The organism is Promineifilum sp. (SeqCode) (assembly GCF_041918635.1).
Lineage (GTDB): Bacteria > Chloroflexota > Anaerolineae > Promineifilales > Promineifilaceae > Promineifilum.
Genome location: NZ_JAYRVJ010000370.1, coordinates 1 through 10,569, shown reverse-complemented (window position 1 = coordinate 10,569; position 10,569 = coordinate 1). Strand labels below are relative to the sequence as shown.

The window sequence follows — 10,569 nt, the reverse complement described above, 5'->3', positions numbered from 1 at the left end:
TCATAGAGGAAGCGGTAGCCCTCCAACGTGATGATGTCGAAACTGTCGCCGCCGTATTCCGCGATGACGAAGCCGGCCAACTCACCGAAGCCGTCGAACCAGAGGTGGGCGTTCTGGTCACAGAAGGCGGGATAGCCGCGCTTGTTCTCGTACAGTCCGTACTTCCAGTCCACCAGCCGGCCGATGCTCCACGTCGAGCAGGCCCGCATGTGCTCGTTGTGGGTCATGAGCAAGCGGCTGAGGCGGTTGAAGTCGCCGGCCGCTTCGGAGTAGTTGCGGTGCGTGGTCTTCATGGGTTTGCCTTCAATGTGGGCGCGTGTGGGCCGTGTTCAGGATTGTGCGCCCATCCTCATTGATGATACCACGCAACTCAGAATCCTGTGGCGCGTAATGCTGCCATAGTTCAAAAGTAGGGGCAGACCTGCGCGTCTGCCCCAGGGCGCACCCACGGGTGCGCCCCTACGGAGGTATCATCCATGACTATTCCATCCACCACGCCGGAGCCATCCCGGCGCAAACGGCTGCGCCTTGTGCTGGGCGGCTGCGCTGTGCTGGCCCTGGTCATCCTGTTCGCCTGCGGGGCCAACGCCGCTTACTGGACGTACCGGATGCGGCCGCTGGCCGCCGCCGGCCCGGCAGCCGGCGCGACGCCCATCACCCTGGAATCGCTGCCGGCGGGCGACGCCGCTGCGGGCGAACAGCGCTTTCACGATGACGCCGGCTGCGGCGCGTGCCATTCGCTGGAGCCGGGCGTTGGCCCGTCGCTGGCGGGCGTCGCCGCCCGCGCCGGAGCGCCGGCCGAGGCCTACATTCTGGAGTCGATTGTCGACCCCAGCGCCCACGTGGTTGAAGGGTACGGCGACGGCACCATGCCGGCCAACTTTGGGCAGCGCCTCAGCGCGCAGCAGTTGGCCGACCTGGTGGCGTTCCTGATGACGCAAGAGGGTTGAGCGCCGTGAGAGAAGGGCGACGCCCAGTACGATGAGACCGATGGTGAGGCTGGCCGCGCCGAGGTAGGCCAGGTTATGAGCGCGTTGGGTTTGGTCGCGCCCCACCAGAGGGATGGGGCGCGACCCGCGCCGTTACTTCGCGGACGAACGCCAGGCCCGCGTCGCCGCGTCCAGCGCCGCAATCTCGTCCGCGACCAGCCGGAAGGCCAGCGTCTCGGCATTGGCCGCCGCCTGCTTGCTGTTCTTCGCGCCGGGAATGGGCAGGACGCACTCGTTCTCGATCAGCCAGCGGATGGCGACCTGGGCCGGCGTCTTGCCGTAGCGCTCGCCGATCTCGCGCAGCAGGGCCACGACGGGCGCGATGGCCGTCTGGCTATCGCCGCCGAAGTAGCCCGCCATCATGAACCGCCGGAGGCCGCGCGGCCGCTGCCCAACCGCGTACTTGCCCGTCAGCGCGCCGCCGGCCAACGGCTGGTAGGCGATGAGCGTGACGCCCAGTTCGCGACAGGCGTCCAGCACGCCGTTCGTCTCCGGCTGCCGGTGCAGCAGGGAGTACTCCACCTGGTTCGAGGCCAGGGGGATACCCCGTTCGGCCAGCACGGCGTGAGCCTGCCGCATCTGCTCGGCCGAGTAGTTGCTGACGCCGACCGCCCGCACCTTGCCCGCCTCCACCGCGTCGGCCATCAGGTTCATCAGGCGGGGGATGTCCACCCGATCGGAAGGGAAGTGGTGCTGGTAGAGGGCGACCGAGTCGCGCCGCAGCCGCGCCAGACTGGCATTCAGCTCTTTGGGCATATCCTCGGCCCGGGCGCGCAGGTTGCCGGGGAACTTGGTGGCGATCAGGGCCGCCGGGTGGCTGAACTGCCCCAGCCGCCGCTCCGACGCGCCGCCGCTGTACATGGCCGCTGTGTCGAACAGCGTCGCGCCGGCGGCGATGCTGGCCTCCCACGCCCGCCGCTCCTCTTCCAGCCCCTCCGCGCCGCCATAGGCCAGTTTGGCCGGGTGGAACCGGGCCAGCCCCGACGCGTCACCCCAGGTCATGGCCCCGACGCCCAGGCGGGGTACTTGCAAGTCGCTTCGTCCTAACGGTTGTGTATGGGTCATCTCACTCCCTCGTTGGCAATAGCGCTTGCCTATTGCCTTTATCGACACCTTATGTTACGATACAAGTCTGTATCGTTACTGCTATCATACAATACAGACCTGTATCGTGTCAAGAGGCAAATGTCGATGAAAAGTGACGTCGCTCCTAAAGATCAGCTCTTCCAGACCGCGGCCCGGCTGTTCTATCAGCGCGGCTACCGGGCCGTCGGCGTGGACACCATCGCCGCCGAGTCGGGCATCGGCAAGATGACGCTCTACCGGCACTTCCCCTCCAAGGACGATCTGATAGTGGCCTTCCTGCGGGATAGCGACGACGTTTTCTGGCGCAGCTTCGAGGAGGTCACCGGGGACGCGCCGACCGCGCGAGAGAAGCTGCTGGCTTTCTTTGGCTCCCTGAGCGAGTACGCGCGCAGCCCGGCCTGCTACGGTTGCCCATTCCTCAACGTGGCGACCGAATACCCCGATCCGGCCTATCCCGGCCACCAGGTGGCGCTGGCCCACAAGCAGACCGTCCGCGCCCGCTTTCGCCAGCTGGCCGAAGAGGCGGGGGCGCGGCAGCCGGCGGCGCTGGCCGATGGGCTGCACCTGCTGATGGATGGGGCCTTCATGGCGGCGCGGATGTTCGGCGCTTCGCCCGACAACCCGGCGGCCCACGTCAAGTGGGCGGCGCAGCAACTGATCGACGCGCAGTGCTAGTGTAGGGGCAGACCTGCGTGTCTGCCCCAGGGCGCAGGTGTAGGGGCAGACCTGCGTGTCTGCCCAAGGCACACACACGTATCTCCCCAGGGCGCACACGCAGGTGCGCCCCTACTTCAGCCGTTCGGCCATCGCCGCGCCAAGCGCTTGCAGGCCATTAAAGGGGCGCACGAACACCTCGAATTCCACGATCTGCCCTTCGCCGTTGAGCCGGATCAGGTCAATGCCCTTCAGCGCCAGGTCGTCTATCCGCGCGCTGAACTCCAGCGCCCAGTTGTCGCCGTCCACCAGTTCGCGGTGATAGGCGAACTCCTGGAAGACCTCCAGCGCGTTGGCGAGGATCAGCCATGCCGCCTGACGGCCCTGATACGGCCGCCAGACGTAGGGCGACCGAAAGGTAACATCTTCGGCCAGCATCGCCTGCAAGTCCGCCAGATCGCGGTTGAAGACGATGGCGTGCCAGCGGTCGAGGTGGGGGTTATTCGTGCTGATCATAGGCTTGGGGGAGTGTGGGGCGCTTTGTCTACTCCACGGTTAAAGGCGGCCCCACTAGTTCCATACCATGCGCCCGCCATAGAGGGGGGTCCGAAGGGGGCATGGCATTGGTTTTGGTGACCTCGCGGAAGAACGCTTCCATCTGGCCGGCGGGCATGAAGGTGATCAGGATGCGGCCGCGCCCGTCGCCCACGTGCGCCCAGACGTGGGGAACGCGGCGCGGCGCGAGCAGCGAGTCGCCCGGCCGCAGCGTGAAGCGCTCGTCGCCCACTTCCATGAGAAACTCGCCCTCGGCGATGTAGAACCATTCGTCCTGCTCGAAATGCAGGTGGCGGGCCGGGCCGCCTCGGGCGTGAAAGGTGTTCTCCAGGATGAGCAGGTCGCCGCCGTCGGCCGGCGTCACCTTGAACTGGATGGCGCTAACGCCCAGGCCGCGGTGTTCGCCGAAACGATCCTCGCCCGCCGCTACCCGCAGTACGCTACTCGCGTTGTTCATATGGTTCCGTATTCCATCATCTGGCCGGTTTTCTGAAACATCTGGGAAACTGCCGGGTCTACATGGTGTTGACCCGCCGGTTGATCTCGTCCACCCTCAGTAGGAGTTCCAGCAGCTCTGTGAACCGCGCCGCCGTCGCCGACGACCTGGCCGTTGACGAGACCGACCAACGGCCCCCACGCGCCGGTCAGCCGGGCGTTCTTGAACTTGTAGAGGAAGTAGCCGGCGACGAAGACAACGACCAAAAAGATCGCCAGACCGATAATACCGAATAGGGTATCTGACATAGCGCTGCTGGGCCTCTCGGCGGACTGAATCAGCCGCCAGCATAGCGGACAGAGGGCGCACGTGTCAACATTGGGAAAAATGACACAAAGCGTTATGCCGCTCGCTCGGCGCGTCTTCTCCGCGCGGCCGTCCACTGCTGGACGTGGGCCAGGTGGCGCGGCTGCCACCAGGAGTTGGGATCGCCCACCCGCGGGCCGAGGTCGCGGGCCATCACCGCGCCGGCCCACACGTAGAACCAGGCCATGTCCGATGGCGCACCGGCTATCTGCCGATAACCGCGCTGCCAACTCCAGCAGAGCAGGCGGCGGATGAAGGTTAGCGGCGGGGGCTGTCGGCCGGGCGTCAGCGGCTCGACCCTTAGGATGGTGTACGTGCGGGCCAGGTCGGCGCGCGGATCGCCTACCGCGGCGTTCACCCAATCCAGCACAGCCGTGATCTGGTGACCGTCGCTGAGGACGTTGAGCGGGTGATAGTCGAGGTGCAGCAGGGCCGGCGTTGGGTGAGAAAGGCGTTCGAGAGCTGTCCTGAGCTGCTCGTCGGCCGGGCCGGCCCAGGCGATCCAATCCCTTTGCAGGTCAGCCAACTGCGGGGCGGCGGTGATGCGATGGATTTGGGCCTGAGCGCGACCGAAAGCCAGGCCGAGCGCCCACACCCGCCACGGCCACCGCCGAATCGCTTCCCAGAGCGGCACGCCGGGACACCACGATAACAGTTGCGCCGGTCTATTGCGCCAGGCGCCGGCGGCGCGCACTTCGGGCACGATCACACCCGCCTGGCCGGCGGCGATAAGCGCCTGCACCTCGCGCCGGCAGGCTTCGGCCTGCTCGGGCCGGAAGACACGCAGGGCGGAGGTCAGACCATCGTGCTCGACCCGCCAGATAGCGGCATCCGTGCCGCCGCCCACAGGGGCAATGGCCGCGACGGACGTAACGCCGAGCGCGGCCAAAATCGCCGTTGCTTCCAGGGTGGGGTGACCGGTCACCCCACCTGCGTGGCGATCCACCACGTCGTCCCGGCGGCGTCCTTCACGCCGCCGCGTTTGTCGGGGTCGTCTTTCTGTACCGGTTCCTGCACTGAGGTCCCGCCGGCATCCAGGGCGCGGCGGTAGGTGGCGTCCACGTCGGGCACGTAGATGTGGACGAAGGCGGGCATGGCCGGCCAATCGGGGGCCCGATCGCCCAGCATGATGACCGAGTCGCCTACGCGCACCTCGGCGTGCATGACCGTCCCGTCGGCGTTGTCGAAGCGCCGCAGGGGAGTCGCGTCGAACACGCGCGTCAGGAAGTCGATGGTATCGCTCGCGCCGTCCACGACGAGGTAGGGGGCGACATCGTTGTAACTATCCGGCTTGTAATTGACGCTCATGGATGTCCTTATGAACTGACCAGGCGTTGCGCGCTACCCGCCGGCGATGGCCCCAATGATGCGGAACGGCTCCGCGCCCGAGGCCACGGCGTCGGGCAGGGGCGCGTCCGGCGACTCGAGGGACAGGTCTTCCACGCCGGCGAAGAAGCGCAAGAACGGCCGCCGCTGCTGGGTGGCGTGGTCGCGGATCGTCCCGCGCAAGGTGGGGTAGCGGGCCTCCAGCGCGTCGAGCACGGCGCGCTGGGTGATCGGTCCCGGAACGTCGAGCGCGACCTCCGCGCCCACCCCGGCAAGGTTGCGCAGGTGGTGGGGCAGCGTGACGCGGATCATGGCAGCGTCTGCACTTCCACCGACAGCACCGCCGGCAGGTCGTGGACGATGGCCGTCCAGTTGTCGCCGCCGTCGGCCGAGGCGTAGACCTGGCCGCCCGTCGTGCCGAAGTAGACGCCGCACGGGTCGAGCGTGTCGACGGTCATCGCGTCGCGCAGGACGTTGACGTAGCAGTTCGCCTGCGGCAGGCCATTGGTCAGCGCCTCCCACTCGTTGCCGCCGTTGCGGCTGCGATAGACGCGCAGCTTGCCTTCCGGCGGGTAGTGTTCCGAGTCGCTCTTGATGGGCACGACGTAGATCGTCTCCGGCTCGTGGGCGTGCACGTCGATGACGAAGCCGAAGTCGGACGGCAGGTTGCCGCTGACCTCATGCCAGTTATCGCCGGCGTCGTCGCTGCGCATGACGTCCCAATGCTTTTGCATGAACAGCGTATTCGGCCGCGACGGGTGCATCGTCACGTGGTGGACGCAGTGGCCGACTTCGGCGTTGGGGTCGGGGATGTACTCGGATTGCAGGCCGCGGTTGATCGGCTTCCAGGTCTGGCCGCCGTCGTCGCTGCGAAACGCGCCGGCGGCCGAGATGGCGATGACGATGCGGTCGGGGTTGGCCGGGTCGAGGATGATGGTGTGCAGGCACAGCCCGCCCGCGCCCGGCTGCCAGATGCCGCCGGTGTCGTGGCGACGCAGGCCGGGCAGCTCCTGCCACGTCTGCCCGCCGTCGTCGCTGCGGAACAGGGCCGCGTCTTCCACGCCGGCGTAGACGACGTCGGGATCGCTCGGCGACGGCTCCAGATGCCAGACGCGCTTGAACTCCCAGGGGTGGGGCGTGTCGTCATACCACTGGTGCGTGCCCGTTTCGCCGGCATAGGCGAACTCGTTGCCGACCGTCGTCCACGTCTTGCCGCCGTCGTCGGAGCGGTGGACGATCTGGCCGAACCAGTCGCTCGATTGCGAGGCGTAGATGCGGTTGGGGTCGGCCGGCGAGCCTTTCAGATGATAGATCTCCCATCCCCCAAAGTGCGGGCCGTCCACGTGCCACTGCTGGCGCTTCTCATCCGAGGTCAGAATAAACGCGCCTTTCCGGGTTCCTACCAAGACTCTTACGCTGCTCATCGGTCTACTCCTGTTTGTGGGTGGAAGAGGAAGCATCCACAGATTACGCAGATTTTTCTGTTGTGGATAGGTTGAGCGTCTGTGACATGGTGTGAACGCTTCGCGCCTGAATTGGGTTCGATCAGAGAGATTTGGGGACGGTGACGGCAATCAAGTCGCTACAGTATAGAACAGATATTCTAATTTGTCAATCAGGTTGGGCGAAACCTTTTGTTCGATAAATCACAAGTGGATATGTAAGAGGGTAAAAGGGAAGCTATTGCTGAGAAAGGGCCAGCTTGGCAATATAGCCGGAGCGCGTCTCACCGGCGGCTTGGGCCGAGGCGTCAAGACGGGCCAAAACCCGTCGGGGTAAGGTAATGTTCACCCGCTCAATCGTGTCATCCAGTCGCGCCGGGTCAGCGCTCACCACAGCCCAAATCCAGTCGGCGAATTCGGGGTGCTCGGCTCTCAAGACGTCAACAGAGGAAGGGCTTGGCAGCGGTTCGTTGCGGTCTAGTGCGTGATCTATCCAGAGCAGTATGGCCTCTTCCACATTCGCCAATGCTTCATCCAGCGTGTCGCCGGCTGAGAAACAACCGGGCAGATCGGGCACAACCACGCCAAAAGCGTGTTCTTCGTCGCCCGGTTCGATAACAACGGGATAGCGCATTGTTCACTCCAGACCGGCTTGCTTGCGAACTGCTTTGACCAAACCTTTGCCCAATTCTTTCTTCGGATGTGGAACGACAACGATTCCTGACCGCTCCGGGTGTTTGAATATGTGGTGCGAACCACGTATGCGGTCGAGTTCCCAGCCGGCTGCCTTGAGTTCACGGATGAGATCGTTGCTGGTCACAAGATGTATTATACACACGCAACTTGAGGGGGCAATTCAGTCAACGGACCGGATGCTGTTCAGTTTGTGTTCAATGTGGTGAAAAAAAATCGGCCGCCCTGTTCAGAGAGCGGCCGATTTCGTCGGGGCTTATCGCCTGTCCTGCGACCAGCATGGGCCTATGCCCATGCCTTTTGGTAAGGAGCGGACAGGTTGGCAACCGCCGGTCGCGCTGGCGGTTTCGGATTGCCAACCCGTCCCACCCGGGAGGAAATCTAGCGGAAGTTGCCGTTGCCGACCGTCGTCACCGTGCTGCTCACCGTGAAGCTCGCCACTTCCGTGCCCGGCGTGTAGCTCCCGCCCTGGTACAAGCCGTCGGTGGCCGTGCCCGTGGAGCTGCCGCCGGTGTAGACCGTGTAGGTCTCGCCGGTGACCAGCGCGGCCGAGGAGAAGGCGACGGACTGGTACTCCTTGCCGGGGGCGAAGGTCAGCACGTCCTCGCCGGCGCTGTTCTGGATGTGGATCAGCGTGCCGGCCGATTGCCCGCTCAGGTTAATCAGCACCGAGTTCTGGCCGGACGCACTGCCGGCTGACTGGGCCATGCCCGCGCTGCCGGCGGCGACGATGTAGCCGCCCGTCAGGTTGAACCCGCCGTCGTAGTCCAGCGCGCCGTTGCCCGAATCCGTGGGGCCGCTTACCAGCACCACGCCGTCGGTCATCTCGATGGCGCCGTTCACGTCGATGCCATCCCCACCCGAGCTGACCACCACGTAGCCGCCATGGATATAAAGGTACTGGCTGCCCGTATAGCTAAACGTCTCCGTCTGCGCCGCCGGCTGGCCGCGCCGCCCGCCGCGCCCTGGCCCGGCCATCATGCCCGAGCCGTCCGCGCCGCCGGCCACGTTGATGCCGTCGTCGCTGGCCGTCACGTAGACGTTGCCCGCGTTGATGCTGATCACGGCGCTCTCGATCCCCTCGTAGGACGTAGGAACCTGGATGTCGCCGCCGTTGATGGTCAGCGTGGCGTCGGCGTGCACGCCATCGTCGCCGCTGGTCAGGGTGAACGTGCCGCCGTTGATGGTGATGTTGCCGTTGGAGTGGATGGCGTCGTCAGCCGAATCAATCGTGAAGGTACCGCCGTCGATGGAGACGTTGGCCAGCCCCTTGATGCCCTTGGCCGAATCTTCCTCGCCGATGACGCTGCCGCTGCCGCCGCCCGCGACGAGCGCGAACTGGCCGCCGCTAATCAGTACGTCGGTCTCGGCGGCGATGGCGTCGCCGCCGGCCGTGACGGTGATGACGCCGCCCTCGATGGCGATGTAGCCCTGAGTCGCGTCCTCGTCGTTGTCGGACTTCAGCCCGTCGCCCTGCGACTCCACCGTGATCTGGCCGTCTTTAACCACCAGGTAATCCTTGCCGCGGATGCCGTCGTCGGCGGCGCTGACCGTGATAGTCCCCCCGGCGATGATCAGGCCGTCGTCGCTGGAGATGGCGTCGTTATAGCTGCCGGTCACGGTCAGCGACCCGTTGCCGAAGATGGTCAGGTCGGCGTTGGCGAAGAGCGTCGCGTTGGGCTCGGTCTCATCCGCGCTGGCGAAGACGTAGCTCTCGCCGTCCGTGAGGGTGTTGGTCGTCCCGTCGGCCAGGATAATGCCCACCTCTTCGGCCTTGAGGATGTAGATCGGCGCGCTCGTCGAACTGTGGATGTCCACGCCGTTGAGGATCAATTGCACCGTGGCCTCATCCTCGGTGTCCACGATGATCTGCCCGTCGGCCAGCGAGCCACTCAGGCTGTAGGTTCCGGCGGCGGTGATGGTCGCCGTGCTGCCATTGACCGTCACGGCCGCGCTGTCGGCAGCGATGGCGTCGCCGTTCAGCGTGATGGCGATCGCGGCGGCGGTGTCGTAGGTGTAATCCTCGGCGCTGTCGTGGGTGTCGCCGTGCGTGGTCTGCGTGTCGGCTACCTGGACGACTTCGGCCGTGGCCTCGGTTGTGGTTGTCGTAGTCGTCGTCTCGGTCGTATCCGTCGCGCTGGTGGCGGGCGTATCGGTGGTGGTCGCACCGCTGGTGGTCGCACCGCTGGTGGTCGCACCGCTGGTGCTCGTGGCGATCTGGGTAGCCACGGCTGAGATGGAGGTCGTCGTTTCCTGGCACGCCGCCAGGGTCAGCAGCGCCAGGGCGCATACTAATACGAATAGCATTCGTTTGAGAATCATTTCACTTGCTCCTGTCCGTTCCTATTGGGCCGCCAGGGTTCAGTTTGCGCCCGCGCTACTTGCTGAGCGTGGGCTGTCCCGGTTGCCTACACTAGGAGTTATAGAGCAAGGAAGTTTAGAAAATGTGAAGGAGGTGTCAGAAGAGTGTTACGGGCAGCGACCCGTTTGCGCCATTCGCGCCGAGGGCGAAAGCTACTACCGCGAATCTACCTTTCCCACAGATCGAGGGCCACGCGCAGCGCCTCGTCCAGCGCTACCAGCTTTTCCGGCGACAGCGCGCCCAGGTAGTGGGTCAAGGCGCTCTTGGGAAGGCTCATGAGCGCATCGCAGTGGATGCTGCTGGCGTGGAGCAGGCCCTCTTCGATGTCAACGGGAACTTGTGTGGAGAGGCCATCGTGGACTGAATAGACCGGCGCGCAAATGACCATTGAGAAACGGGAGGCGATCAAGGCCGGGCGGCTGACCACGACGAAGACGCGATACTTCTTCGGGTCGCCTCCCGGCGGCCCGGTCACGCGGTACAGATCGCCACGTTTCATAGCGAGACTTGATAGAGCAGGGCGTCGGCCACTTCCGCATTCAGATAGTCGGCGCGGCGATTGAGGATCTCCAGGTCGCGCGCGGCCTGCGCCTCGCGGCGTAACTGATCAAGATAAGCCCAGGCCGCCGTTTCCAGGAATAGCGAGCGATTGTTGTCGCC

At 65.3% G+C, this 10,569-nt stretch carries 15 protein-coding genes; 2 read left to right on the top strand and 13 right to left on the bottom strand.

Annotation, left to right across the window (positions count from 1 at the left end):
• Positions 1-293: hypothetical protein (locus ACE3UY_RS11745; protein ID WP_374687712.1), on the bottom strand; the 293-nt coding region annotated here is incomplete at its 3' end.
• A gap of 183 nt (positions 294-476) precedes the next feature.
• On the opposite strand from ACE3UY_RS11745, the gene ACE3UY_RS11740 reads away from it, so the two are divergent.
• Complete coding sequence (locus ACE3UY_RS11740; protein WP_374687711.1) at positions 477-950, top strand: cytochrome c family protein; 474 nt, start codon at positions 477-479, stop codon at positions 948-950.
• A gap of 132 nt (positions 951-1,082) precedes the next feature.
• Here ACE3UY_RS11740 and ACE3UY_RS11735 read toward each other — a convergent pair whose 3' ends face one another.
• A complete protein-coding gene (locus tag ACE3UY_RS11735) occupies positions 1,083-2,054 on the bottom strand; it encodes an aldo/keto reductase (RefSeq protein WP_374687710.1) in 972 nt (323 codons plus the stop codon).
• Between the two features lie 120 nt (positions 2,055-2,174).
• Here ACE3UY_RS11735 and ACE3UY_RS11730 point away from each other — a divergent pair, with 120 nt between their 5' ends.
• Entirely contained in the window at positions 2,175-2,750 is a 576-nt protein-coding gene (locus ACE3UY_RS11730; protein ID WP_374687709.1) for a TetR/AcrR family transcriptional regulator, read from the top strand.
• 111 nt (positions 2,751-2,861) lie between these two features.
• Here ACE3UY_RS11730 and ACE3UY_RS11725 read toward each other — a convergent pair whose 3' ends face one another.
• The 11 genes from ACE3UY_RS11725 to ACE3UY_RS11675 all read right to left on the bottom strand — a co-directional run bounded on the left by ACE3UY_RS11725 (position 2,862) and on the right by ACE3UY_RS11675 (position 10,408).
• Positions 2,862-3,245, bottom strand: coding sequence for a nuclear transport factor 2 family protein (locus ACE3UY_RS11725; protein WP_374687708.1), 384 nt, complete (start codon positions 3,243-3,245; stop codon positions 2,862-2,864).
• 28 nt (positions 3,246-3,273) lie between these two features.
• Positions 3,274-3,741 carry a cupin domain-containing protein gene (locus tag ACE3UY_RS11720; RefSeq protein WP_374687707.1) on the bottom strand — a complete coding sequence of 156 codons (468 nt, stop codon included), beginning with the start codon at positions 3,739-3,741 and terminating at the stop codon, positions 3,274-3,276.
• A complete protein-coding gene (locus ACE3UY_RS11715) occupies positions 3,738-4,028 on the bottom strand; it encodes a hypothetical protein (protein ID WP_374687706.1) in 291 nt (96 codons plus the stop codon). Before ACE3UY_RS11715 ends, ACE3UY_RS11720 begins: the two co-directional genes overlap by 4 nt.
• A 92-nt stretch (positions 4,029-4,120) precedes the next feature.
• Entirely contained in the window at positions 4,121-5,032 is a 912-nt protein-coding gene (locus tag ACE3UY_RS11710) for a phosphotransferase family protein (RefSeq protein WP_374687705.1), read from the bottom strand.
• Entirely contained in the window at positions 5,008-5,394 is a 387-nt protein-coding gene (locus ACE3UY_RS11705) for a VOC family protein (protein ID WP_374687704.1), read from the bottom strand. Before ACE3UY_RS11705 ends, ACE3UY_RS11710 begins: the two co-directional genes overlap by 25 nt.
• Positions 5,395-5,427: 33 nt before the next feature.
• On the bottom strand, positions 5,428-5,724 hold the full coding sequence (locus ACE3UY_RS11700; RefSeq protein WP_374687703.1) for a MoaD/ThiS family protein: 297 nt from the start codon (positions 5,722-5,724) through the stop codon (positions 5,428-5,430).
• Complete coding sequence (locus ACE3UY_RS11695) at positions 5,721-6,836, bottom strand: WD40/YVTN/BNR-like repeat-containing protein (protein ID WP_374687702.1); 1,116 nt, start codon at positions 6,834-6,836, stop codon at positions 5,721-5,723. Before ACE3UY_RS11695 ends, ACE3UY_RS11700 begins: the two co-directional genes overlap by 4 nt.
• A gap of 256 nt (positions 6,837-7,092) precedes the next feature.
• Positions 7,093-7,488, bottom strand: coding sequence for a type II toxin-antitoxin system HicB family antitoxin (locus tag ACE3UY_RS11690; protein WP_374687701.1), 396 nt, complete (start codon positions 7,486-7,488; stop codon positions 7,093-7,095).
• A 3-nt stretch (positions 7,489-7,491) separates the two neighbouring features.
• Positions 7,492-7,674 carry a type II toxin-antitoxin system HicA family toxin gene (locus ACE3UY_RS11685; protein WP_374687700.1) on the bottom strand — a complete coding sequence of 61 codons (183 nt, stop codon included), beginning with the start codon at positions 7,672-7,674 and terminating at the stop codon, positions 7,492-7,494.
• Between the two features lie 254 nt (positions 7,675-7,928).
• Positions 7,929-9,869 carry a carbohydrate-binding domain-containing protein gene (locus ACE3UY_RS11680; protein WP_374687699.1) on the bottom strand — a complete coding sequence of 647 codons (1,941 nt, stop codon included), beginning with the start codon at positions 9,867-9,869 and terminating at the stop codon, positions 7,929-7,931.
• A 206-nt stretch (positions 9,870-10,075) separates the two neighbouring features.
• Complete coding sequence (locus ACE3UY_RS11675; RefSeq protein WP_374687698.1) at positions 10,076-10,408, bottom strand: type II toxin-antitoxin system PemK/MazF family toxin; 333 nt, start codon at positions 10,406-10,408, stop codon at positions 10,076-10,078.
• Positions 10,409-10,569 lie beyond the last annotated feature (161 nt).

Bases quoted from the DNA above. Each gene is read 5' to 3' on its own strand.
- ACE3UY_RS11740 (WP_374687711.1), top strand. From the start codon at position 477: ATGACTATTCCATCCACCACGCCGGAGCCATCCCGGCGCAAACGGCTG.
- ACE3UY_RS11735 (WP_374687710.1), bottom strand. From the start codon at position 2,054: ATGACCCATACACAACCGTTAGGACGAAGCGACTTGCAAGTACCCCGC.
- ACE3UY_RS11730 (WP_374687709.1), top strand. From the start codon at position 2,175: ATGTCGATGAAAAGTGACGTCGCTCCTAAAGATCAGCTCTTCCAGACC.
- ACE3UY_RS11725 (WP_374687708.1), bottom strand. From the start codon at position 3,245: ATGATCAGCACGAATAACCCCCACCTCGACCGCTGGCACGCCATCGTC.
- ACE3UY_RS11720 (WP_374687707.1), bottom strand. From the start codon at position 3,741: ATGAACAACGCGAGTAGCGTACTGCGGGTAGCGGCGGGCGAGGATCGT.
- ACE3UY_RS11715 (WP_374687706.1), bottom strand. From the start codon at position 4,028: ATGTCAGATACCCTATTCGGTATTATCGGTCTGGCGATCTTTTTGGTC.
- ACE3UY_RS11705 (WP_374687704.1), bottom strand. From the start codon at position 5,394: ATGAGCGTCAATTACAAGCCGGATAGTTACAACGATGTCGCCCCCTAC.
- ACE3UY_RS11700 (WP_374687703.1), bottom strand. From the start codon at position 5,724: ATGATCCGCGTCACGCTGCCCCACCACCTGCGCAACCTTGCCGGGGTG.
- ACE3UY_RS11695 (WP_374687702.1), bottom strand. From the start codon at position 6,836: ATGAGCAGCGTAAGAGTCTTGGTAGGAACCCGGAAAGGCGCGTTTATT.
- ACE3UY_RS11690 (WP_374687701.1), bottom strand. From the start codon at position 7,488: ATGCGCTATCCCGTTGTTATCGAACCGGGCGACGAAGAACACGCTTTT.
- ACE3UY_RS11680 (WP_374687699.1), bottom strand. From the start codon at position 9,869: ATGATTCTCAAACGAATGCTATTCGTATTAGTATGCGCCCTGGCGCTG.
- ACE3UY_RS11675 (WP_374687698.1), bottom strand. From the start codon at position 10,408: ATGAAACGTGGCGATCTGTACCGCGTGACCGGGCCGCCGGGAGGCGAC.